Origin of the sequence: Shewanella sp. UCD-FRSSP16_17, from assembly GCF_001675935.1 — a bacterium.
GTDB lineage: Bacteria > Pseudomonadota > Gammaproteobacteria > Enterobacterales > Shewanellaceae > Shewanella > Shewanella japonica.
Window position 1 is genome coordinate 451,560 of the sequence record NZ_LZFV01000001.1, and the last position, 23,711, is coordinate 475,270.

Below are 23,711 nucleotides of genomic sequence, written 5' to 3' on the forward strand. Positions count from 1 at the left end.
GCCACGAATAGGTTATTCCGTTTTGCTGCAACATACACAATATTTTCGCAATGGACTAGATTATCGCCTTGGCGAGCAAGCCAATTTTAATGATATCAAACAAACGTTTGGCTTAAGGCATATCAGTGTGGGTAAATGGGTGACTGCTGATGAGTCAAAAATTGCAGCAAATTTAATTTTTGATTCTTTAGCAGATCTTTCTCAGATACTGAATGTTCCCACCGAACTTATTGGTCTTAGAAAGACATTAAATATGCTATTTGGTCGTGGTGGCCAAAAAGGTGTGCAAGCACATTATTCCCCAAGCACAAGAGAGTTAGCATTAGCTAAAAATGCCGGTGCTGGTGCGTTAGCGCATGAGTTTTGGCATGCATTTGATCATTATATAGTGGCGAAAGCCTTTGAAGATCGTCACAGCAAGTATGCTTGTGCATCAGATTTATGGCTTAATGATCATCTATTAAAACCACATGCGCTTAACGATAAGCTATCACACTTGTTTAAACTTGTTTTATTAAGTGAAGATGGTCAGTCTGCTAGTGAGTTTGTGACCAATGCAATTAAGGTTGATAAGCTACAAGGCAGTTATTATTTCTCTAAGCCTACAGAACTAATGGCGCGTGCTTTTGAATCTTCAATAGAATCGTTTGGATCTTTAAGCAATAATTATCTTGTGTCAGGAACGACTAAATCAGATCAAGCAACTCGGTTAATATATCCAAATGTCGGCCATAGAGAGCAAATTATGGCTGCTATTTTAGATTACTTTTCTCTACTTGGTGCAGCATTCGAACGTTCATCGGCTCAATAACATGTTTAAGCCGTTATCTCACTCAACTGCGTTTTTAATTTCTTTAGCAAGTATGTAGTTGTTCCTTTTATACTCACTTCGAATTCAAAACCTTGTCTAATTTCCGCTATTTTAGGCGTATTTATGCGACTCATAACCAAGTAGTGAGTGGGATGTTTATTTGTAAAATTTATTCATTATTTATGCTTTTTACTACAGATACAGCTTGTGTTTCATAGTCCTTTTGTATAAATTGAAACAACTGTTTTAATTATCTGTTTAAGAGTGTGATATGAATCCTTACCAAGCTCCTTTGAAAGACATGCAATTCTTATTAGAAAACGTCTTTGATGCCAATACCACATGGCAAAACATGCCAGCTATGGCTGAAATGGTCGATATGGACACCGCAGTCGCTATTCTAGATGAAGCTAGCAAGATTAGCCGTGACTTGATTCAACCTATTAACAGAAATGGTGACGAGCAAGAAGTAAGGCACGAAGGTAGCAAGGTTATTACGCCAGATGGATTTAAAGAAGCTTATCAACAATTTTCCGATGGTGGCTGGGTTGGCTTATGTGGCGAGCCAGACTTTGGCGGTATGGGAATGCCAAAAATGTTAGGCGTTTTAGTTGATGAAATGAACTACAGCGCATGTAACTCTTTCACTTTATACAGCTCACTGACTGCTGGTGCTGCTTTATGTATCAATGCCCACGCTACAGAAGAATTAAAAGAGAAATATTTACCAAATCTATATTCAGGCCAATGGTCTGGTGCCATGGACATGACAGAGCCGCAAGCAGGTTCAGATCTTCGTAATATTCGTACTAAAGCTGAACCACAAGAAGATGGCAGTTACTTAATTTCTGGTAGTAAAATTTTCATTACTGGCGGCGATCATGATTTAACTGAAAACGTTATTCATTTAGTGCTTGCTAAACTGCCGAACTCTAAAGGTATTTCGTTATTTTTAGTTCCAAAGATTTCAGTCAACGATGATGGGACTTTGGGCGAGCCTAACGGCGTATCTGTTGGCTCAATTGAACACAAAATGGGGCTTAAAGCGTCAGCGACTTGTGTTATGAATTATGATAATGCACAAGGCTACTTAGTTGGTAGAGTCGACCGTGGTTTAGTGTGTATGTTCACTATGATGAACTATGAGCGTCTAGCGATAGGTATTCAAGGCTTAGGCAGTGCTCAGGGGGCGTATCAAATGGCTGCTGATTATGCCAAAGAACGTGTTCAAGGTGTTGCTGCTGGTGGTTCACCTACAGGCGCTGCAGCTGACCCCATTATCGTTCACGGTGATGTCCGTAGAATGTTACTGACTATTAAATCAATCACAGATGCGGGTAGAGCACTTTCAGTATTCACTGGCAAGCAATTAGATTTAGCTAAACATGGCGAAGGTGACGTTCAAACAAAGGCTGCAAAATACGTTGGACTACTCACGCCAGTATCTAAAGCATTTCTAACTGATCGTGGTTTAGATGCAACAATTATGGCTCAGCAAGTATTTGGCGGTCATGGTTATATTCGCGAAACAGGCATTGAGCAATTTGTACGTGACACACGGATCGCACAAATTTATGAAGGGACTAATGGTATTCAAGCCATTGATTTCTTAGGCCGCAAAGTGACAGGTGACAACCTAGCAACATTGAGTCAATTTGTAGCAGAAATTACTGCTGAGCTAAATGAGTTACAGCACGTTTCAGCTGAAGATAAATCTGCTATTAGCACTCGATTTGATAACCTACTTAGCATTGCGAGTCACATCAATGATAATAAGCTAACTCAGCCTGCATTAATCAATGCAAGCGCTGTAGATTTCTTAGATGCCTTTGGCTACATACTTTATGGTTACTATTCATTACTGCTAGCTGACAAAGCGGTAGGGCATGACGATGCAAACTTTACCGAACAAAAAAGCTACGTCGCTAAGTTTTATATGGAAAAAGTATTACCTAAAGCTGACTTCCATCTAGCACAGGTATCTCGAGGCGATAGCGCTATTATGGATATGCCAGCAGAGTTATTTTAGGGAACAATCTCGTTTACTAAAACCGTTTGGCTTGTATGCGAGCAAAAAAGTAAATTAAAAGCACTTTGAGTTATTCAAAGTGCTTTTTTATGTCGTTTTAAAAGGTTAAATCTTTATTGTTAATTTGGTAAGTCATTTATCGTTTGCAGAAAAAGGGCACTAAATGGCGCCAGGCGAGCTTTTTTTGCCTTAGCACTTAGGCCATTTTCGATGATGACAAAAGCATATTGTTTACCATTACTCGCAGTGATATAACCCGCTAAATTCTCAACCCCCATCATAGTCCCTGTTTTTGCTTGAACCACATTTTTTAGCGGTGGCTGATTATAATAAGCTTTGTGTTTTAAAGTGCCAGAGCGACCTGATACAGGTAATAACTGCTCAATATACTGAGTGTCTTTATCTTGTTTAATGAACTGCAATAAGGACATCATTTGTTGTGCGGTCAATAAGTTATAGCGAGACAAACCCGAGCCGTCAGTTATATTAGCTTCAATGAACGGGAGACCAAGCTCTAGCATGATACTTTCAATCGCTTTTGCGCCTAGAGTAAAGCTATCACTGCGAGCAGATTGAGTAATATCATCATGGTAATTAACTTTATGCTTTTTTTGATGGAAATAGCTTAGGCCAATTTGTTTTAATAAACTATCAGCGATTAAATTATCTGATTTTTGCAACATGATTTTAAGTAAATCAGGTAGAGGCTTTGAATAATGGGTTGCGATTACTGTTTGTGTAGTCGGGGCATTTTCGGCCGTTTTAACCTCAGTAAACTGGATGCCTTTTTGGGTTAATAAATCACTGATGACCTGTTGGCTATATAATTTAGGATCATTGACTGCGATAGCGAGTCTGATTGGTTTCTTTCCTGGATAACAGCCCTCGATTTTATAATGGTTGCCGTCAAAGCGTTGCATGTGTAATTCACAAAAATGCATTTGCGCATCTTTGACCGGAATTGTTGGATCAAACTCTGCTGTCGTTTTGATGTTTATAGGGTAAATTGATTTTACTTTAACAGTTGAACGTTCTTCAGTTGGGCTTAATGTCGCTTTGGCACAGTTTCTATCAATAATAAAATTTGATACTGGCGCCGCATAACAAATACCTAAATCGTCCCACGCCCAACCAGGTGCTCTGGTTTGATTAGATGCATGAGCAATCAAGATTACATCACCTGAAATCTGGCTGATTTTTAATTCAGTGAGTTGGTTGATTAACGTCGTTAAGTGGGCGCGTTTTAAGGTTGGATCACCTTGAAAGTGCAGATACAGATTCCCATTTAATGCGTCATCATTGATAGCGCCGTCATAGGTAAGGCTTGTTTCATATTGAAAAGTTTTGCCTAACTGCTTACTTGCAGCAACGGCAGTGATTACCTTTTGAATGCTGGCAGGTAACATTAATGTTTGATCATTAATGCGATACACGGTTTTACCATTAGATACATCCCAAATATTCACGGCAATTTGAGATTGCGCAGGGCTAATGATTTTCATCATGTTATCGATGTACTCATTAGCTTTGACAGGTAAACTCAAGCCAAGTAAGAGTATCATTGGCGTTGGCTTGAAGGAGGTTAGCCAAGATTTTTTTATAAAAGACATAAGCAGCTAAGGAAGGTTGTGTTATCGATAAAATACGCCATTTAGCTTAGGTTTACACCTAATGAATCTATAATCAGTTAAAATTTCGATTTTTTAACCTTTGATGCCTGTAAATACTTGCGTTATTTCGTGAGAAATTCGTTAGGTTTTATTCTTAATTGTATTAATTGCCTCTCATAAACTAACCAAACAGTTGTTTGAATGCAGAAAAACCTTGCCCCGCAGCCTATTAGTAGGTAATTTCTATTTCCAAATATTTTGTTAATTAGTTTTTACGACGCGTTATATTTACAAACAGAATGAGTACCACATCAAAACGTTTAGTACTTCTTCAAAGAAATACTTTCTGTAATAGGTATTCGTAAAATTGCGCGTACGTTTGCTCAATGACGTCATTGAGGAACATTTAAGGAGGTTGCCTTGCTGGATAAGCTAGGTGGTATCGCATTACAAGCGGATTCATTAAAATGGTTGCTAGAACCGCTTCAGTTTAAAACTGAGTTATTATCACGTATTGCGACGGCAAAGAATGCCATTTATATCGCAGCCCTCTATCTTGAAGATGATGAGGCTGGCCGTGAAGTTTTAACTGCGTTACTTGCTGCCAAAGCAGCAAACCCTGATTTAGACATTGTCGTGTTAGTTGATTATCACCGCGCTCGCCGTGGACTTATTGGTCATAAAGGTGATAGTGGCAATTATATTATGTACCGAAAAGCTATGTTAGAGGCAGAGGTACCGTTTGATATCCTTGGGGTACCTGTAAAATCTCGCGAATTTATGGGGGTTCTGCACCTTAAAGGTTTTATTATCGATGATGCCGTAATTTTTAGTGGCGCCAGTATCAATAATATTTACTTCCAACAGTTTGAAAAATATCGTTTCGATCGCTATCACTTAATTGAGTCTGCTGAGTTAGCTCAAAGCATGCGTCAATACATTCATCAGTTCTTAGTCAGCGATCCCGCTGTATGTTCATTAACTCAAGATAAAGACGTTGAGCAATGTCCTGAGAAAAATGATGTTCGTACTTTTAAAGTGCGTTTAGGTCGTTCTAAATATGAATTTGAAAGCACACGTATTGGTAACCGGGTTACACCGCTAGTTGGCTTGGGCCGAAAAAAGAATAAGTTAAATGAGGTAGTAGTAAAGCTTGTTGACGAATCACAAGAGTCACTATTTATTTGTACGCCTTACTTTAATCCGCCGAATGCATTGGTTAGGGCACTAACTCGTCATTTAAGAAATGGCAAAAGTATTGATATTGTTGTCGGTGATAAAACGGCAAATGACTTTTATATTCCGCCAGAAAAAGAATTTTCAACCATTGGTGCGCTTCCGTATATGTATGAGCAATCATTACGAAAGTTTGTTAAACGCCAACAGTGGGCAGTTGAAAGTGGCCAACTACGCATCCACCTTTGGAAAAGTGGTATTAATAGTTACCATTTAAAAGGGATCAGCGCTGATGGTAAAAAGCATCTGATTACTGGTTCAAATTTAAATCCAAGAGCTTGGGCGTTAGATTTAGAAAACGGTCTGTTGTTGCATGATGAATCTGGCGCTTGGAAAGAAAAGTTTGAGCAAGAACAAGACTATATTCTGACGCATACTGAAAAGCTGTTCCATTATAGCCAAATTGAAACGTTACAGAAGTATCCTGTTCCTGTGAAAAAAATTATGACTAGAATTAAGCGGCTTAAAGCAGATTTCTTGCTTCGCAGAATACTTTAGTTCTAAGTTTATAATTCATCACCTTCGGGTGATGAATTATTTTAACAGCATTAATCGCGTGTTATAATCTGAATTAAGCCATAATGGCTATGTGATTGCTGTCCGTTATTCATTTCCAAATACTAGCTGACATCATCATGATGCTATAGTCATTTTCAAAGAGAGCCTTGCATGTTGGCGTTACCTAAAGAGCAGCAACATGCTGTTCATCGTCTTTATCAATATCGTAAATCCATTTCAACTAAACCTTTTGCAGCAAGAGGCAAAAAGTTAGTCCGTTGCCCATGGTGTTTATTAGGCGAACTTTTTTGCACTTGCTTGCATAGAGAGTATCTTAAAACGTCTGCTAACTTCATGTTGATAATGTACGATGATGAAGTACTAAAACCTACCAATAGTGGCAGGCTAATAGCTGATCTTGTCCCTAATACCAGTGCTTTTCTGTGGTCTCGTACTGAGCCGAGTAAGCAGATGGTCGATATGATAAATGATCCTAAATATCAACCTATGTTGATATTTCCAGAACAGTATGCACAAGAGGGTCAGCCAGTGATTGAACATATTAATCAACTGAACTGCTCGACTGAGAATCCCCATATTATCCCGCAGGCTAAGCATGGTTCATCTGCTCCAAAGATACCTTTATTGATTTTATTGGATGGTAGCTGGCGCCAAGCAATTAAAATGTTCAAAAAAAGCCCGTACCTTCATAAACTGCCTTTGTTATCCTTCACACCGGAAACGTTAGCCACTTATGAGTTAAGAAAAGGCAGCCATGATTTTCAATTATCTACTGCAGAAGTAGCTGCATTAGCATTTCACGCAATTGATGAACCATTACAGGGCTTGGCATTATCAGCATGGTTTGATTTATTCGTTGAATCATCATTGCTTGGGCGTAATCGTCGACTTAAAGAAGATATCGTTCCAATTCAGCACTATATTGATAACTTTAAACAGGCTATGATTAACGCCAATCAGCTATAAATTTATGATTGTTATTTTTCATAAATGTTATAAGAATTCTTGTTTACGCATAGGATGCGACGCTTAACATGTTTGATAATAAATTAATCGTGCTGTATCGCCTTGAGCCAGGATGCTTAGGGCCAGATGGAATAGAGCACATCGACACGTTCTGCCAACTAGCACAACAAACATTAGCGAATTTAGATACAGAAACATGCCAATGGTTTCTTGAACCGCGATTTGATAAAAAGCGCGATGAAATGGCTTATTGTTTAGCCAATAAGATGTTAACTCGTGCACAAGCCGCAAAGTATCTTCATCGTTTCGGACAAGATTTAGAGCTTGTACAGGAAACGTTTGAAGATAAATTAACGTTATTAATCAACCAGTATATTGCTCGAAAATCATAACAGTTTGACTGTTCTTCTTCTTTTTCCATAAGGTATTCAAATGAATCCTATGCATGACTCAACTCAAGTTTTACAAGCCGCTGATAGTGAATTTCTACATCAGCAACTTAAACAACAATTTGGGTTTGATGGATTTCGTGAAGGACAACAAGCTGTTATTGAACATATCCTTTTAGGACGTTCCTCTTTAGCTATTTTCCCTACTGGCTCAGGTAAATCTTTGTGTTATCAATTTAGTGCCTTACAGCTAGCTAACGTTACTTTGGTTATCTCACCTTTATTAGCATTAATGAAAGATCAAATTGCTTTTCTCAAGGATAAAGGGATCAATGCCGCCAGTATTGATTCGAGTCAGAGTTACGATCAAAGTCAGCAAGTGATGCGAGACGTTCGAAGTGGCCATACTAAAATTTTAATGGTATCAGTTGAACGATTCAAAAATGAACGTTTTAGACAATTTCTCGCTTCTATTCAGATTTCTTTACTAGTGGTTGATGAGGCGCACTGTATTTCTGAGTGGGGTCATAACTTTCGACCTGACTACTTAAAAATACCGGTTTACTGCCAATCCTTTGCTATCCCTCAGGTATTGTTACTTACCGCTACGGCAACGGCTAAAGTCAAACAGGATATTGCTAAACACTTTGCTATTTCAGCGGAGCAAATTGTACAGACGGGGTTTTATCGACCCAATCTTGATATCAGTGTTAAGGCAACATTAGAACAAGATAAAAACATTGAATTATTGAATGCCATTCACCATCATCAAGGTGCTGGGATTATTTATGTGACGTTGCAAAAAACGGCAGAAGATGTGGCGCTGTATCTACGCTCACAGGGAGTTAATTGTACTGCATACCATGCAGGGTTAGATGCTGAAACCCGCCATCGGATCCAACAGCAATTTATGACAGGTCAAATCCCGATTATTGTCGCGACAATTGCATTTGGTATGGGAATAGACAAAAGCGATATTCGATTTGTCATTCACTACGATTTGCCAAAGTCTATTGAAAATTACAGCCAAGAGATTGGACGAGCAGGGCGAGATGGCCAGCTGTCTCATTGTGTCACTTTAGCTAACAAAGATGGTTTAAATACCATCGAGAATTTTGTTTATGGCGACACGCCTGAAGCTAGTGCAATACAAAAGCTTATCCAACATATTAGCCAAGAAACTGATAATGGTCAGTGGGAAATGCAAGAGTCTGCTATTTCAACCAGTACCAATATAAAGCTTTTACCGTTAAAGACCTTGCTTGTACAACTTGAGTTGGCGAATGTGTTAAAACCTAGCTTTGCTTACTTTGCTGAATTTAAATATCAATTTGTTCAAGATAAAGCGGCTGTCTTAGCGCAGTTTGATGAATCTAGACAAGCATTTTTAACTCAAATTTTTGCCCATACTCACTTTAAAAAAATATGGGGCCAGTTAAATTTTGACTCTCTTTATCAAGAGTTTGGTGCTGAAAGACAACGAGTTGTTGCTGCATTAGATTATTTGGCTGACAAGCAGATGATTCTTCTTGAAACTAAAAAAATTACCCAAGTTTTTGAAGTTAACAGCAGTAGGCTAGTTCACGCAGATCTTGTTGCTCAACTCTCTCAATATTTTCAAAGCAATGAAGTAAAAGAAATCTCACGTCTTAATCAGTTGTTAAATTTTTTCGAATCAAAGACGTGTATCACAGCTCGTTTGAACCATTATTTTGATGATAATAGAGCCCCGCAGCAGTGTGGACATTGTAGCGTTTGTCGTGGTGAAGTTGCGATTTTGCCCCAAAAAAGTCATATAGCGTTAAATCAGTTAGCGAACGTTGAGCAGTATCTATCTGAATTTGTGTTGCATATGAACGCAAAAGGGCACTCAAGTATCTCTACTGCTGTAAAAGCTAAATTTCTTGCTGGTATGACATTGCCAATATTCGCTCGTATACGAGTGAAACAATTACCAGGATTTGGCTATTGTGGCGAGTATCGTTATCAAGAAATCATTCAGCTTATTGAAGAGCGTCGTTAATCTTAAAAGAAGCCAATATGAAGAATAAAGCCGTTGATGGTTTGCTCAAAAAACATGAAAAATTAAACCACCTTGAGGGGGTAAAAGTTGTTTCGCACACCCAACGCGATAAAGACGAATGGGTATTACATACTTTAATGATCGACGGTTATGACGTGGCTTTCACTTTTAAGCGACCTAAAAAATATAAGTCGCTAAAAGATCAATTCGTTAGTTTAACGTATTATAAAGAAGAAAAGATGCTTGCAGGCTTTTCGATTGAAGTGATGCAAGTTGTTCGTGTCAAACGATTTTAACAACATAGCATCGTAGCCTGTCATACTGCTCCTGACTTAAAACATATATGACGCTAAGCTTATATAAATTAAAGTAACCATCACAGAGTCGATTATTGCCCTGCAAATTGATAAGTGTCTTTAACTTGCCAAACTCGATAACGTAGTTCAGCACCTTCAGGTAAATAGAATACCTTTGGCAGTCTGCTGTCATAATCAATCATCAAACTTTTGCCCATAGTGACGAATTTCATGGTTTTAGGATCTGGGCACATCATCATAGTTGTTGGACCGTCAGTGAGTTGCTCAACGCTATAATATTGATAACCCCAACCTTGTAAGCTAATTTTGTCTAATTTGCCTGATAAATGATGGCGATTACAATCCACCAGCTTATTTTGACCGATTTGTATCTCAATTTTATAGTCTGCTTCATTCTCAAGCGTGTCTAAAGACAGTATGTGTTGTACTTGATTCGCTGAAGGTTTAGGAAACATTTTTGCGGCGTCAACCACTTGGTAATTGTCCTGACTATATTTATAGGTGGTTATCATTTGTGGTTTCTCAAATTGATTTGGTACTGGACTTGTTGCAGCTGCCGAGAAAGTCATGGCTGTTAATAAACTGAGTGCAGAAAGTTTAGTTAGACTTTTTAATGTAGTATTCAGAATATTTTTCATATGGATTCTCACCTCTAAAATGCTAATGTAATACGATAGATTGATTCGATTGTTATTGATATAAACGGATGCTTTTTGAAAAAGGGTTTTATTTTTTCAATTTTTTTTCAATAACGTTTCACTCTCTGCTTTTTATAATGTTATGGTTGAATAAATAGTCTTAATTTTCAATATCTTTTATGTTGGATTAGGCTGTTAAGTATGATATTAATTTTATTAATATGCAGCATATAGCGTCAAAATAAAGCGCACTTGCTAGGATGTCGGTTCACATTTAAGTATGTAAGACACTAATGACATAGGATGTTAAATTGAATACTAACCTTGAAAACTCAGCGCAAATTTTACGCATGGCTGTTCCACAAATGTCAGCGCTAAATATTCCTGTTACGCCTGAAAACTATGCTATTTGGTATCAATATTATGCTGAAACCAACCTCAGTTTAAAACGTGCTATTGACGGTTTATTGGCTAACGAAGTTGAGTTTACTGCGTCAGTGAATCAAGGTCTTTACAATAATTTTATTCAAGAGCAATCTCCAGAGGTGATTGAGAATGTTCAGATAGAAACTCAAATCTTAATTAACAGCTTGCTGAATAAAATGGGCCAAATCTCAACTGGCACAGATGACTTTTCTACTCACTTATCTGAGTTTAGTCATGAATTACAGTCTGAACCTACGCCACAATTACTCAATACATTAGTGAATAACATCAGTGCTGAAGTCGAAAAGGTCGTTAGCTTAAATCATTCAATGAAAGCAGACTTAGCAACCTTAGGTGATGAATTAACTCAATTAAAAATGGACATGGATAATTTAAGCAAAGTGGCGATGACAGATGAGTTAACCTCATTAAATAACCGCCGAGCTTATGAAATATTTTCAACTGAGCAAGTGAGCTTATTTACTCAAAGCCAAATTCCATGTTGTTTGTTAATGGTAGATATTGACCACTTTAAGACTTTTAATGATACGCACGGACACTTAGTTGGTGACAAGGTATTGGCTTTTGTTGGCTTTGCTTTAAAGCAATCCGTTAAAGGAAATGATTTTGTTGCTCGTTACGGCGGGGAAGAGTTCGTGGTTATGCTTCCTAACACTGAATTTAAAGATGCGATGACAGTAGCAGAGAGTATCCGTGAACGTATTGCTATGAGGCAGCTCACCATAGGAAAAGAAAACAAACAGCAGTTAGGCCATATTACCGTGTCTATTGGTCTTGCTAATATTCAACCTGGTGATGACTCAGAAACGTTATTAAAACGTGCAGATGACATGCTTTATCAAGCTAAGTCATCAGGAAGGAATTGTGTAAAAGGTTAACTGTATGCAGGCGTTTAAGCTTGGATTCTTTTAGCACGCTTTCGGCAGTTTCTAAGCGATTATTTTGCTATCACTAGCGATCTCTTGCGATCAACTAGTGATAGCCGGTCTTTACTTGGTGCTAAACAGACAAGAGCAAAGCATTAACTGGTTCATCGCCCAGGTTTTATTGTCTTCTATGTTTTATCATTTTCAGGCTTAAGTGCCATATGCATTTTTATTAAATGCTCCTCCATATCAAAAGACACGGTAAAGCCTAGGTTTTTCGCTAAATTCGCCATACTGCGATTTTCAAACATTGTAAAACCAGCAAGGACTGGGGTATCTGAATCCTTGTAATAATTCACAAGTTTTTCAAGTAATAATCTGCCAAGACCAATACCTTGATAGTCGCCTCTGACGGCCATAGCAAACTCTGCTTCTGTATTATCAGGATCTGTTGATGCTCTAACGGCCCCCAAGGTTATTGATTCTCCATTTTCATCCATTGCGGTTGCAATAAAGGCCATTTCTCGAGCGTAATCGATTTGAGTTAGCACTGCCATTTCTTCATGGGTCATACGTGAGCGCACCCCAAAGTAACGTTTATAGCGGTCTTCGTCACTTAATGAGTTATCAAAGGCTAAATGCTTTGGTTCATCCTCGGGTAATATTGGTCTTAACATGACCTCTTGACCATTTTTTAGTATCGCGGTTTGTTCAAGCTCTTTAGGGTAAGGCATGATGGCTAAACGTGTTTTTGGATCAATATCCATACTATTTAGCTTCATGTTTACATCAAGTAAGGTAATGGTTTCACCTGCCGCTAATACAGGGTTCAAATCCAGTGAAGCGATTTCTGGGCAATCAATGATTAAATGTGAAATTTGCGTAAGCATGACACATAGTGCATGCATATCTAGACCGAGTGGAAGATGCCGATCGCGCAGTTTATTGGATTTTAACGCCTGAATAACCATATAACGAGCGAGTGTCATATTTAAAGGTGGTAGGGCAACTGCGGCATCACGGGTGGGATCCCACTCAGAGCCTCCTTCACCTAAACAAATAGCAGGGCCAAAAACAGGGTCATTGATCACTGACACTCTGACTTCTTGTGCGCCTGCTGTCAGTGCCATTTTCTGCACTATCATGCCATCAATTTTGGCATCAGGATTGATTTCTTTAACACGGCTAACAATAGACTGCGCTGCTTGACGGACCTCATCATCGTTAGTTAGGTTTAGCATGACACCATGAACATCTGACTTATACATGAGATCCGGTGATTGTACTTTCAATGCCACTGGATAACCCACGTCATTGGCTAATTTGACGGCTGATTCAGCATTGTCAGCAAAACAGGTTTTAATGGTGTTAAGCCCATAAGCTTTTAAAATATCGCGTGTTTCATGGGTTTCTAATATGAATCTTTGTTCTTGCTGCGCCTTTTGCAGTAATCCACGAGCCACATTAACATTTGCAGGAATATTATCAGGAATAGATTGAGGTACCTCTTGGAGTAATCGTTGGTTACGACGATACTCAACCATATGCATAAAGGCTTTCACTGCGCCTTCAGGTGTTCGATAAGTTGGAATTCCCGCTTTATTAAAGATCTTTCTTGCCACATAGGCAGAGTCTTCACCACTCCAGTTAGTTAAGATGTTTAATTTATTGCGGTTTGTATGATTGCTGATTGTTGTTACTAAACTTTGTGCGATTTCATCGCTTTCTTCTAATGCAGACGGCGAATGTAGTACTAAAATAGCATCCATTTCTTGACTATCCATCAAGACTTCTAACACCTGAGTGTACCGCTTGCTATTGGCATCGCCAACAATATCTATGGGGTTTTGGCCTGACCATGTTGTGGGTAATAATGTGTTCAGCTTATCGACTGTTTCAGGCGATAGCTTGGCAAGCTTGCCACCTTTAATAATTAACTCATCTGCAGCAAGGACTGCAGGGCCTCCGCCATTACTGATGATCGCAACACGCTCACCTTTAAGCGGGGTTGAATGAGCTAAACTTTCAACTGCGGCAAATAATTCAATTAAGTCATTAACTCTTAACATACCCGCACGTCTAAACGCGGCTTCATATACAGCATCATTGCCTCCCATGCCTCCAGTATGAAGCATGGCTGCTTTTATGCCTTCTTGGCTGCGTCCTGACTTAATCACAAATATTGGTTTATTACGTGCAGCGGCTCGCGCCGCGGAAAGAAAGTGTCTTTTTTCACTGATAGAGTCGATATAGAGCATGATGGCACTGGTACGGCTATCTCGTCCTAAATAATCGAGTAATTCGTCAAAATCAATATCTGTCGCATCACCAAGGGAGATAAATGATGAAAAGCCAATATCTTTATTGTTGGCCCAATCCAGTACAGTGGTACATATTGCAGCGGACTGAGAGACAAAGGCTATTTTACCTTTTTTAGCACCACTGTGAGCTAAACTTGCATTTAACCCTATTGTAGGGATGATCATACCTAGGCTATTGGAGCCTAATATGCGCATGCCAAACCGTTTCGCATTTTGTAATGTGACTGAAAGTAAACTTTCGCCATTTTCATCATATTCATCAGCCATGCCAGAAGCCATGATGATGACGACTTTACAGCCGAATTGGGCTAAGGTTTCAACGATATTGGGTACTCTGCTTGCCCTAGTACAGATAATGGCAAGATCAGGTTTTATCGGTAAGGATTCAATATTAGGGTAAGCCAAAACGCCCATAACAGCGTCATATTTTGGGGTGACAGGCATTATCGGCCCAGAAAAACCGCTTCCGAGTAAGTTTTTCATTAATACTCGACCAGCACGTTTTTCGGTATTGGAGGCACCTATGACAGCGATTGATTTAGGCTTAAACAAGGTGTGAATACTTCGTTGACTCATATTGCCTCACTATCGAATTTATTGACTAACGTAACCCTAAAGCTGAATGGCGATTAGGCGTTAAATTTTGTTTTTATTATTTACCGCTTCTAATATCACTTTTTGACAAAGCTCAGACAGCCAGACAATTTTTGCTTCATGTCTTCTTGCTGCACTGGTAATGATAGCTAAGTCAACGGCCAAATTCTTATGTGCACCGTTCGATTCTAAATTAAATTGATACGAGTAATTATTTTTCAATAATTCCTGCTGAACCATATAGTTATCTACAATTATAGTAGGGTTGCGTTTCTCATCAAAGGCACGATATAGCTCTACGTATTCGTTTAAGTCATCGACGATTAATTTAACGAACTCCCCGTCCAAATTCCCACCTAATGATCCATAACCTGAAGCTATTTTTTTCTGATATAGCTGCTGGGGGCGATCTTTCAGTGTTTGTATACCAATATCGATTGAGCCTTCAATCAAACCATCATTACTGGTTTTACGCCATTGCCTTAATTCAATTACTGCGTTGGTTTCACGGCGAATGGTTTCGATTAACGCTTTACCCATCATCACCGCTAATGGCTCTCCGATATGGACTGTGATGTATTGCAGGTTTTTGGGATCAAAATATTCAGGCTCTAAAGCAATATTGATTTGTTCTATTGAGCTTTGAATCTTAGGCGCAATTTTATCGGCGTAACTGGTGGGCTGCAGACCGTTTGCTGTTCGGATAAACAAAGGGTCGTTTAGTTCTTCACGTAATTGTGCAAGTACTTTTGAAACAAACGACTGTGATCGTCCAAGTAGTTTGGCAGCACGTTGGGTTGAACCTGATTTATACAGGGTAATAAACACATTAAGTGCATTAAGATCCATAATATACCGATAAATAAGAACATCTTAATTTCATATTACATCATTAAAACATCAAACACAGTAGTGGCATTCGCTAATTTGTACATATGGAATATGCCTTATTCCAAATTTACATATAGAGGTTGTTAATATTCCATTTAGTTATCTTATTACCCCTTGGAGAATACATGTCAGAACAGCACGAACTTGCCACCATTCCAGAAGAAAAACCAAGCATAGCGCTTGTTATTGCTAAAAAAAGTATGTGGCTCATTATCGCCGTAGCAACAATCGGTTTGTTGAGTTATCTGTTTTCATTATTAACAGCTATTCACGGGAAATCATTACCCGAAAGTTACTTTGTTAATGGTTATCCATCCATTTTAGCACTTCTGGATTCTGAGTTATTTATGGGGTTTGTGTTTGTCGTGACCGTCTCGATCATTTGCTACACATTACTTTTATTTTGGCGATTGCATGAAGTTGCAGTACACAAGGCTGAAGCCATGTCGAGTGCACACACGCAAATTGTATTTGCTTTGTCACTGTGTGGATTATTCATCGATAAAGCCTGGTGGGTTCTTGCCATAATCATTGCATTTGGTCGTTGGGATGTACTTGCCAATAGACTTTCAAGCATTATCAGCAACGGCATTAAAGGAGATAAGTAAATGAAAGAGATTATGCTCCCTTATGTATTAATCATTTGGTTACTGGTTAAACTTGGTGTTATACAGTGGAATCTAGCGAATGCTGTTCGCTCAGTTGGTTTAGGGTTCTTTATTGCCTTCATTCTATTTACGGCTCATCGTTTTTGGTCCCCAGCAGACTTAACTGACAGCTCAACGGTTAAAGCTCCTCATGCAGTGCTTAGTCCTTTGTTTGGTCAAGAAATCGAAGAGATTTTTGTTACTCATAACCAAATGGTTAAAAAAGGCGATTTGATTTACAAATTGGTGTCAGTCGACAGTGAAAAAGAAATCAGATCGTTAAAAGCGCAAAAAGCTGCTGAGCTTGCTAAGAAAGAAGCACTTAAACTGCGTATGGAAGCGCTAGAAGTGACGCTTAACAATGACAAACGCAACTTTGTTCGTGTCACAGACTTACGTGATTATGCCAGTGAAATGACACGAGATGACTTAGAAGCAAAAATACAATCTACGGAAGCTGAAATCGCATCAGTGGTTGCTGAGCTTGAAACTCATCGTGCGCAGTTACGCTCGTTTGATGCACAGATTGGTTCTGCTCAGTGGAATGATGAACGTCGTGAAATTAGAGCTCAATTTGACGGTCAACTTTCTATTACGAATGTGGCAGTAGGCAGTCGTATTGGTAACATGCACCTTTATGATACCTCTAAGAAGTTTTTAGAAATGCGAATTGCAGATCAATCGTATCGTTATATTAAGCCTGGCCAATTTGCCGAGTTTTACGTTGATGCTTTTCCTGGTGAGATATTTCGAGGTCGAGTGCACAGTGTGACTTCAGGTACAGGTGAGTCGATGATCAGCCCATTAGCAGGAACTCAGCAAGTCAGGCAACATGTTGGTAATAACGCTGGAAGTCATGGGCGTACAGTGGTTATTGAATTTGAAGAGCCAGAAGGCTATTCAATCCCGATTGGCGCGACAGGTTCAGGCTGGATATCGGCAGAAAAGCCAGCGAGTTTCTTAGGCTTCATGGATATTATTGGCGCTGCAACAGTCAGACTTAAAGCCCTTAAAGCTTACCTAAGCGCTTTGTAATAAGAAGTAATAATAATTGCGGAAATATAAAAGGGAGCTTTGGCTCCCTTTTTTATGTGTATTACTTAGCGTGCTTACAATAAGATTCCCTAGAGCGTTAAAACAAATAACACCTTATTGACTTAATGCTTGATTTGAGGAAATGGTGTCATTATTAGTCGCCAATTTAATTTGCTTGTATTGCAGAAACACACTTTGAGCTAGAATTGTTATTGTCATCACTTGATATAATATTCCAGACCATGACATCAAATATATTGAAAGCATTAAGTTCAATGCATTACTCACTAGCATAGCGGCGCGAAGTGCCATTCCTTTACAATAAAATAGACTTATACTCATTATCACTGCTGCAAAAACTGCGCACCATTCACTCCAATGTTCGGCCCACATTACTCCCTGTAAAATCGCTACAGTAGAAAAGGTGACACTCATCATTAATGGCACGAATTCCGATTTCTTTGTATGGCCGAGTTGCTGGCAACAACGGAATCGAACCACATTTACAAGTTGATTCGCCATTCCAAGAAAGCTGCCTAGTAAGCCTAAGTGAATGGCTGTAAGAATGGATGCAAGCATATTGCCATGAATAAATTTGCAATCTTGTTTTTGGCTATTTGCCCACCAGCCGATAGCCATTGAAATGAAGCCTAGTAATTGCACAAAGAACAGTTGATTAAACGCAAACTCAGACACGCAGATGATACTCACTAAAAAATCGAAGGGCGTATTGTCTATATTTTCAGCAGCATTAATTTGATCTGAACGAGGTTTTCAGCTTTAGCTTTAATATTCAGCCTAAAAATAGTTATTTTTTGATTTAGTGTGCTTCAAAGGTGTAAGGTTTGTTCTTGATGGGTAATGGCTTTGTTTGTTATTTGTTGCGCCTGTCGGGTTTGTGGTCGCTGTATATTATCCCGTTTTAATAACTACTCACGTTACTTCTTAATTGTTTTTCAACATTTCATTTAAACACTCACTTAACGACAACTGACCTTTGGGATATCTTGCCAACAGGTTGTGTATTGTGGGGTCAGTAGTTCTCTGCGCATATGCCATTTTCCAGTAATCCCTTGGGCGGCAACAAATATTGAGTCAGTGCCATAGCGCTGGTTAAGCTTATCGCAAACCTGCATGAGTGTCGGATCTTTGGCTGGAGTAAATAAATCTCCCTGTAAATGCTGTACCGGAGAAAGGTCAATAAGACCAATGCCAATTTTATAATACCGTGTATTTGGATTAAATAACTGACTCCCTATGGCTGTTGCATAACTAATGAGTTCGCATGTGTCATTGGTCGGAAATGCACAACGATAATGGTATTTAAAACCGGAAGGTTGCTCATCGTATGGAGAGTTTTTGGCAAAAATAAGGAGACTACTGGCTGCTGAACCTTGCAGCCTTGCTTTGGCGGCAGCGATGGCTGCATGTTTACTCAGGGCTTGCAGCAAAGATTCTCTATCAGTGATCCGCTGGCCAACACTGCGGGTGGAAAAAATTTGCTGCTTATCAGCTCTTGCGCTATCCCATCCTTTACATTGCTCGCCATTGAGCTCTCGCACCGTACGTTCTATTTCAATACTAAAATTTTTACGGGCGATCCCAGGCTGTAAGTTCGCTAATGCTAAAGCAGTATGAATCCCCATTGCCTGGAGTTTCTTACCTATTCTTGAGCCGATCCCCCAGACATCGGTGGCTTTCATGTTTGCTAGAATAGCGCGGCGCTCTTCATCGGACTCGATGCAGCAAACACCGTCATACCCAGCAAGCTTTTTGGCTGCGTGGTTGGCTACTTTAGCGAGTGTTAAGGTTTCGCCAATGCCAACACAAACCGCTAAACGCGTTTCTTTCCATACCGCTCTGCGAATAAGAGAGGCGTGATGGCTTAAACATGGAATTGCTGGGTAACTACGCTTAAAAGAGAGAAAAGATTCATCAATACTGTATATGTGCTGTTCGGGGGCGAAGCGACCAATGACATCCATCATGTTATGAGACAAAGAGGCATAAAGCTCATAATTAGAAGAAAGTGCAATAATCCCTAGTTTTTCACATTGATGTTTAACTTCAAAGTAAGGGCCAAATTTACCAATGCCTAATGCTTTAGCTTGACGGTTGGCCGCGACAATACAGCCGTCATTATTGGATAGGACAACAATAGGGCGTCCACGCCATTCAGGCCTAAACACTTGCTCTGCGCTGCAATAAAAAGAGTTGGCATCGACTAAGGCATACATGGGTTAACGACCCGACAATATTGGACTTTGACGATGACAACGTATTGAACGGATCACCACACCTTCAACAGTAAAGCTGTCATGTTCTTGAATCAGTACACTATGGTGATTGTCATTCGCTGATAATAATAATCGCCGCTGAGTATCAATTAATTTGCAGACGAAGCAGCCATTATAATTCGCCACAATAACATCGTGATTTTCCACAGTAACATGACGATCGACTATCAAAATGTCTTTATCAAAAATCCCTATCTTTTCCATTGAGTCGCCGCTGGCTTGACCAATAAATGTTGCGCTTGGGTGTTCAATCAGTAGCTCATCTAAACTGAGTGGTAGCTGTCGATATTCAGCAGCTGGGGACTCAAAACCTGTAATGCCAGCACTGGCAAAAATAGGGATCACATTCATAAATTTCACATCACAAAGATAACTGTATATTTATACAGTATTATAGTGCTCCCCGTAAAATTGGCAATAATTTATGTGGTTTTGGCGGCTTTTTGAACGAAGTGTGCGTTTTGCGAACGGATTTTAGCTAGGAGCGACAGAGGTCATATTGATAAGTGAGTAATAGGTATAGCGACTTGATAAATAAACAGGTCAAGTTGTAGAAAATACTGACAGCTTGAGAAGTTAACTTTCTGTTCAGCTTAGGTTTAGCAAAATTCATTACTATAACAGTCAGATAATGATTATTTACTGTCGCTTCATAATATGAAATATGTGCCTTCTAGTTATTCTTTGTCTCAATGAGGCGCGAAATGGTAACTAATGAGTCAGTGAGATGGATAAGATAGTGTCAATTAACCGGGCACATAATTGATTAAATCGGAGTGAGTATGAAAAAGTTAAAAACGATTACTGCATTTATTGCATTCAGTTTATTTTCAGTGGCTGCTAATGCCAGTTTTTCAACTCAGCAATCTGTGGTCATTCAAATAGACCAATCTATTGCCAATATCGATAGCGCTGTAAGCTGCTCAATAATTTACTCGCATACACCGTTAGCGTCAGAAGCAGACTTTTATAAAGGCATGGTTTACGAGAACTATTCTAACCTAGTTGAGCAATTAGTATTAACAGGTCAGACAGAACAACAAGCAAGGCAAATTGCGATGGAAAAGGTTGTGAGCCAAGCTACGCATATGGAAACCTTAATAAAAGAGCAAAAAGCCGATGGCAACAAGGCGCAATTCACTCAGTTATTAAAAACCACAGCAGTGCAAAACCAGTGTGTTCACTATGCTAGTAATAACTAGTTAACGGTTTATTATCAATATCGGTAGTAATAACCGTACGAATAAAATATACCCGGTCATCACAATTGGTGACCGGGTATATTTTTTTAGCAATGCCCTTATTTAACAAGGTGCTAAGTAAATCGTTAATGCAGTGAAGAGACTATTTTATCCTGATTAAAGCCCCTGATAAGCGTGCCATTAACTTGCAACAAAGGGATCCCTTGGCCGTTTAATGCTTGATAACGTTCATTAGCAGCGAAAGATTTCTCAATATCAAACTCTTGATAAGCAATGCCATTATCGTCAAAAAAGATACGTGCCTTTTGGCAGTACTTGCACCAAGCTGTTGCATACATAATAACTTCATTACTGGCGGCATAGGTGGCACGGATAGGCTCGACCGGTGATTGATTCCAGTGTTGGTAAGCGGCGTAAAGGACCAACAACACAAATAGCTTTTTCAATGAATACCTTCCATGGGCTCAATGGGCTTAAAAAATAATCGTAATTATATAAATATCGGGATGAAAATTAAACCGCTATTTCAATATGTCTAAATAAGCGATTACGAATAAATAAAGTGGGGATAAGGCAGTATTTATCTAGTGAATGTAAGCAATTAAATCATGCCGGATTCATATCTCTTTTAAGGATATTTTTTGCGGCAACGATATCAAATAAAAGCACTTTAAAATCAGTAGTGTGATTCGCATCAAATTAGCCTGTGACAGATTGTCGCACTGTCTACGCTTCTGATTGAGCAAAGCGAATTAATCTGCGAAAACGTTCATAGATAAATAATAAATGGACGTTGTAATGAAATTTAATACTTCAATTTTAGCTGCGCTGATTGCGGCATCTTTAACGCCAAACTTGGCAATAGCAGATCATACTACAAAGACCTGTGATGGTGAGCAATGCGATGATTATCTCGTTGTCACGGGTGAATTAATGAAAGAGCCATCTAAGGTTACTACCGATCCCAAAAAACCTCGCTTACCTTTACCTGCATACGATGGCGCAGGTTTCTTGAAAACGATACCAGGCTTTAGCATTAGTCGTAAGGGCGGCGCTGGTGGCGACCCTTCTTTGCGAGGAATGGGAGGATCACGGGTCAGTATTGTTGATGACGGCCAACATGTTTACGGTACCTGCGGTGGCCGTATGGATCCTCCAACCGCATATATTTATCCTGAAGCCTATGACGCCATTACTGTCATTAAAGGACCGCAAACGGTTAAATATGGTCCAGTGGGCTCAGCCGGAACCGTTTTATTTGAAAAAGAGCGCCATAGCTTTGTAGAAAAAGACATGGAAGGCCGATTAAGTATGACAGGAGGCAGCTTTGGCCGAGAAGACTATTTGGTTGAAATGAAAGCCGGCACTGAGACGCATTATATTGACTTTGATATGAATAAATCCAAAAGCGATCACTATGAAGATGGCGATGGAAACACAATACAATCAAGTTATGATCGCAGTAATGTCAATGTGGCGCTTGGATGGACACCAGATGAAGATACCGTTGTTGAATTGGCCTATGGCAGTTCAAGTGGTGAAGCTGAATATGCAGACAGAGCAAATAAAGCACGCCAAATTGACAATGAAAACCTAACACTTTTGGCGAAACGAGACGTTAACTCATCATGGTTAAACAACGTCGAATTTCAATTTTATTCCAATGAAAACGATCACATCATGGATCAATTTGATCAAGGAGTAAATGCTGGTACCAATGTGCGCCGTGAGACCACAGGAGGGCATCTTTGGTTGGATCTAGCGTTGAGTGATAAGTGGGAAACCCTAATCGGTATCGATTATATGGACAGTGCGCATGAAGGCAGAAGCATAGACAAAGAGTTGGATAACGGCCTTGATGATCTATTGGCTAAGCCTTTTAACAAAAACATGAGCTATGAAAATATCGGCGTGTTTGTTGAAGCCAATTACCATATCAATTATGCGACAAGCCAAGGAAAAATTTTAACAGGGTTAAGATTGGATCAATGGGATACCGAGTTACATGTGGGCCAAAAAGGTCAGCGAGAGGATGATCTTGTCAGTGGTTTTATTCGTTACGAGCACATGTCTGGTCACAGTCAGTACTATGCAGGTGTTGGACGCGCTGAGCGCATTCCTGATTACTGGGAGTTTATGAAAGCTGATGATAGCAATATGGCCATTAAGGCATTTGATTTAGAACCTGAAAAAACAACCCAGCTTGATGTCGGTTGGATATATCAAAATGATTATGAAATCTCGACGGCATTTTATTATGGCAAGGTCGACGATTATATTTTAATTGATTCAAATGGGGCTAAAACATCTGCCTACAATGTTGATGCGACCATTTGGGGTGGTGAACTTGGTGTAATGTACCCCTTTAATGAACAATGGTCTGCACAAACGACGGTTAGCTACAGCCATGGCGACAATGACACCGCTGATACACCTCTTGGACAAATCTCGCCATTAGAAGGGCGTATATCAGTTAACTATGAATCGAATAATTGGACTGCTGGACTATTTTGGCGTCTTGTTGCAGCGCAAGATAGAGTTGCAGTAGGACAAGGCAATATATCGGGCCAAGATTTAGGGGAAAGTAGTGGCTTTGGCACTTTGTCGGTAAATGGATCGTGGAAGCATGATGACCTATTAGTCAGCTTTGGTGTTGAGAACCTGTTTGATCTAACCTACGCAGAACATATTAGTCGCTCAGGTGCAGGTAATGATATTCCCGGCAGTGAACCATTGTTTCAAGTTAATGAACCAGGTCGGACAGCTTGGGTTAAAGTGGATTACACTTTTTAAACGAAAGTCGCCTTAACCAAAGATAAAAAGGTTCAGCATAAGCAGAACCTTTTTGTTACTACATCTATTATTAAGTCATT

20 protein-coding genes are annotated in these 23,711 nt (G+C 39.4%); 12 read left to right on the top strand and 8 right to left on the bottom strand.

Features of this window, described 5'->3' with window-relative positions; translation table 11 throughout:
* The first annotated feature begins 22 nt into the window (after window positions 1-22).
* Window positions 23-811: a CLCA_X family protein gene (locus A9267_RS01945; protein ID WP_065108040.1), complete on the top strand. Its 789-nt coding sequence runs from the start codon at window positions 23-25 to the stop codon at window positions 809-811.
* Window positions 812-1,082: 271 nt separating this feature from the next.
* Window positions 1,083-2,840 carry an acyl-CoA dehydrogenase family protein gene (locus A9267_RS01950; protein WP_065108041.1) on the top strand — a complete coding sequence of 586 codons (1,758 nt, stop codon included), beginning with the start codon at window positions 1,083-1,085 and terminating at the stop codon, window positions 2,838-2,840.
* 119 nt (window positions 2,841-2,959) lie between these two features.
* On the opposite strand, the gene dacB is transcribed toward A9267_RS01950, so the two are convergent.
* The gene (dacB, locus tag A9267_RS01955) at window positions 2,960-4,402 is read right to left on the bottom strand and encodes a D-alanyl-D-alanine carboxypeptidase/D-alanyl-D-alanine endopeptidase (RefSeq protein ID WP_065108042.1); all 1,443 of its coding nucleotides are present in this window, start codon (window positions 4,400-4,402) and stop codon (window positions 2,960-2,962) included.
* A gap of 468 nt (window positions 4,403-4,870) precedes the next feature.
* On the opposite strand from dacB, the gene pssA reads away from it, so the two are divergent.
* The 5 genes from pssA to A9267_RS01980 all read left to right on the top strand — a co-directional run bounded on the left by pssA (window position 4,871) and on the right by A9267_RS01980 (window position 9,879).
* The gene (pssA, locus tag A9267_RS01960; protein WP_065108043.1) at window positions 4,871-6,184 is read left to right on the top strand and encodes a CDP-diacylglycerol--serine O-phosphatidyltransferase; all 1,314 of its coding nucleotides are present in this window, start codon (window positions 4,871-4,873) and stop codon (window positions 6,182-6,184) included.
* Between the two features lie 171 nt (window positions 6,185-6,355).
* Window positions 6,356-7,171, top strand: a complete 816-nt coding sequence (locus tag A9267_RS01965; protein WP_065108044.1) for a tRNA-uridine aminocarboxypropyltransferase — start codon at window positions 6,356-6,358, stop codon at window positions 7,169-7,171.
* 68 nt (window positions 7,172-7,239) lie between these two features.
* Window positions 7,240-7,563, top strand: a complete 324-nt coding sequence (locus A9267_RS01970) for a hypothetical protein (protein ID WP_055024559.1) — start codon at window positions 7,240-7,242, stop codon at window positions 7,561-7,563.
* Between the two features lie 49 nt (window positions 7,564-7,612).
* The gene (locus tag A9267_RS01975) at window positions 7,613-9,583 is read left to right on the top strand and encodes a RecQ family ATP-dependent DNA helicase (protein ID WP_065108431.1); all 1,971 of its coding nucleotides are present in this window, start codon (window positions 7,613-7,615) and stop codon (window positions 9,581-9,583) included.
* A 17-nt stretch (window positions 9,584-9,600) separates the two neighbouring features.
* Entirely contained in the window at window positions 9,601-9,879 is a 279-nt protein-coding gene (locus A9267_RS01980) for a hypothetical protein (protein WP_065108045.1), read from the top strand.
* Window positions 9,880-9,971: 92 nt separating this feature from the next.
* On the opposite strand, the gene eco is transcribed toward A9267_RS01980, so the two are convergent.
* The gene (gene eco / locus A9267_RS01985) at window positions 9,972-10,538 is read right to left on the bottom strand and encodes a serine protease inhibitor ecotin (RefSeq protein WP_082972162.1); all 567 of its coding nucleotides are present in this window, start codon (window positions 10,536-10,538) and stop codon (window positions 9,972-9,974) included.
* A 350-nt stretch (window positions 10,539-10,888) separates the two neighbouring features.
* Between eco and A9267_RS01990 the strand changes: the two genes are divergently transcribed.
* A complete protein-coding gene (locus A9267_RS01990; RefSeq protein ID WP_065108433.1) occupies window positions 10,889-11,863 on the top strand; it encodes a GGDEF domain-containing protein in 975 nt (324 codons plus the stop codon).
* A gap of 176 nt (window positions 11,864-12,039) precedes the next feature.
* Here A9267_RS01990 and A9267_RS01995 read toward each other — a convergent pair whose 3' ends face one another.
* Both A9267_RS01995 and A9267_RS02000 read right to left on the bottom strand, forming a co-directional pair.
* The gene (locus tag A9267_RS01995) at window positions 12,040-14,748 is read right to left on the bottom strand and encodes a bifunctional acetate--CoA ligase family protein/GNAT family N-acetyltransferase (protein WP_065108046.1); all 2,709 of its coding nucleotides are present in this window, start codon (window positions 14,746-14,748) and stop codon (window positions 12,040-12,042) included.
* 60 nt (window positions 14,749-14,808) lie between these two features.
* On the bottom strand, window positions 14,809-15,615 hold the full coding sequence (locus A9267_RS02000) for a LysR family transcriptional regulator (RefSeq protein WP_082972163.1): 807 nt from the start codon (window positions 15,613-15,615) through the stop codon (window positions 14,809-14,811).
* A gap of 167 nt (window positions 15,616-15,782) precedes the next feature.
* Between A9267_RS02000 and A9267_RS02005 the strand changes: the two genes are divergently transcribed.
* Window positions 15,783-16,265, top strand: a complete 483-nt coding sequence (locus tag A9267_RS02005; protein ID WP_065108048.1) for a magnesium transporter — start codon at window positions 15,783-15,785, stop codon at window positions 16,263-16,265.
* Window positions 16,266-17,339, top strand: a complete 1,074-nt coding sequence (locus A9267_RS02010; RefSeq protein WP_065108049.1) for an HlyD family secretion protein — start codon at window positions 16,266-16,268, stop codon at window positions 17,337-17,339. It begins immediately after the preceding gene.
* 114 nt (window positions 17,340-17,453) lie between these two features.
* Here the strand turns inward: A9267_RS02010 and A9267_RS02015 are convergent, their stop codons facing one another.
* The 3 genes from A9267_RS02015 to A9267_RS02025 form a co-directional block, all read right to left on the bottom strand.
* Window positions 17,454-18,050: a YgjV family protein gene (locus tag A9267_RS02015; RefSeq protein ID WP_065108050.1), complete on the bottom strand. Its 597-nt coding sequence runs from the start codon at window positions 18,048-18,050 to the stop codon at window positions 17,454-17,456.
* Between the two features lie 269 nt (window positions 18,051-18,319).
* The gene (locus tag A9267_RS02020; protein WP_065108051.1) at window positions 18,320-19,576 is read right to left on the bottom strand and encodes a Y-family DNA polymerase; all 1,257 of its coding nucleotides are present in this window, start codon (window positions 19,574-19,576) and stop codon (window positions 18,320-18,322) included.
* 3 nt (window positions 19,577-19,579) lie between these two features.
* On the bottom strand, window positions 19,580-19,987 hold the full coding sequence (locus A9267_RS02025) for a LexA family protein (RefSeq protein ID WP_065108052.1): 408 nt from the start codon (window positions 19,985-19,987) through the stop codon (window positions 19,580-19,582).
* Between the two features lie 431 nt (window positions 19,988-20,418).
* On the opposite strand from A9267_RS02025, the gene A9267_RS02030 reads away from it, so the two are divergent.
* Window positions 20,419-20,838 (top strand): hypothetical protein, encoded by a 420-nt coding sequence (locus A9267_RS02030; RefSeq protein ID WP_055024549.1) that lies wholly within the window; start codon window positions 20,419-20,421, stop codon window positions 20,836-20,838.
* 125 nt (window positions 20,839-20,963) lie between these two features.
* Here A9267_RS02030 and A9267_RS02035 read toward each other — a convergent pair whose 3' ends face one another.
* Complete coding sequence (locus tag A9267_RS02035) at window positions 20,964-21,284, bottom strand: glutaredoxin family protein (protein WP_055024548.1); 321 nt, start codon at window positions 21,282-21,284, stop codon at window positions 20,964-20,966.
* A gap of 352 nt (window positions 21,285-21,636) precedes the next feature.
* Between A9267_RS02035 and A9267_RS02040 the strand changes: the two genes are divergently transcribed.
* A complete protein-coding gene (locus A9267_RS02040) occupies window positions 21,637-23,631 on the top strand; it encodes a TonB-dependent copper receptor (RefSeq protein WP_065108053.1) in 1,995 nt (664 codons plus the stop codon).
* The last annotated feature ends 80 nt before the right edge of the window (window positions 23,632-23,711 follow it).

Bases quoted from the DNA above. Each gene is read 5' to 3' on its own strand.
- A9267_RS01950 (WP_065108041.1), top strand. From the start codon at position 1,083: ATGAATCCTTACCAAGCTCCTTTGAAAGACATGCAATTCTTATTAGAA.
- dacB (WP_065108042.1), bottom strand. From the start codon at position 4,402: ATGATACTCTTACTTGGCTTGAGTTTACCTGTCAAAGCTAATGAGTAC.
- A9267_RS01965 (WP_065108044.1), top strand. From the start codon at position 6,356: ATGTTGGCGTTACCTAAAGAGCAGCAACATGCTGTTCATCGTCTTTAT.
- A9267_RS01970 (WP_055024559.1), top strand. From the start codon at position 7,240: ATGTTTGATAATAAATTAATCGTGCTGTATCGCCTTGAGCCAGGATGC.
- A9267_RS01975 (WP_065108431.1), top strand. From the start codon at position 7,613: ATGCATGACTCAACTCAAGTTTTACAAGCCGCTGATAGTGAATTTCTA.
- A9267_RS01980 (WP_065108045.1), top strand. From the start codon at position 9,601: ATGAAGAATAAAGCCGTTGATGGTTTGCTCAAAAAACATGAAAAATTA.
- eco (WP_082972162.1), bottom strand. From the start codon at position 10,538: ATGAAAAATATTCTGAATACTACATTAAAAAGTCTAACTAAACTTTCT.
- A9267_RS01990 (WP_065108433.1), top strand. From the start codon at position 10,889: ATGGCTGTTCCACAAATGTCAGCGCTAAATATTCCTGTTACGCCTGAA.
- A9267_RS01995 (WP_065108046.1), bottom strand. From the start codon at position 14,748: ATGAGTCAACGAAGTATTCACACCTTGTTTAAGCCTAAATCAATCGCT.
- A9267_RS02000 (WP_082972163.1), bottom strand. From the start codon at position 15,615: ATGGATCTTAATGCACTTAATGTGTTTATTACCCTGTATAAATCAGGT.
- A9267_RS02005 (WP_065108048.1), top strand. From the start codon at position 15,783: ATGTCAGAACAGCACGAACTTGCCACCATTCCAGAAGAAAAACCAAGC.
- A9267_RS02010 (WP_065108049.1), top strand. From the start codon at position 16,266: ATGAAAGAGATTATGCTCCCTTATGTATTAATCATTTGGTTACTGGTT.
- A9267_RS02020 (WP_065108051.1), bottom strand. From the start codon at position 19,576: ATGTATGCCTTAGTCGATGCCAACTCTTTTTATTGCAGCGCAGAGCAA.
- A9267_RS02025 (WP_065108052.1), bottom strand. From the start codon at position 19,987: ATGAATGTGATCCCTATTTTTGCCAGTGCTGGCATTACAGGTTTTGAG.
- A9267_RS02030 (WP_055024549.1), top strand. From the start codon at position 20,419: ATGAAAAAGTTAAAAACGATTACTGCATTTATTGCATTCAGTTTATTT.
- A9267_RS02040 (WP_065108053.1), top strand. From the start codon at position 21,637: ATGAAATTTAATACTTCAATTTTAGCTGCGCTGATTGCGGCATCTTTA.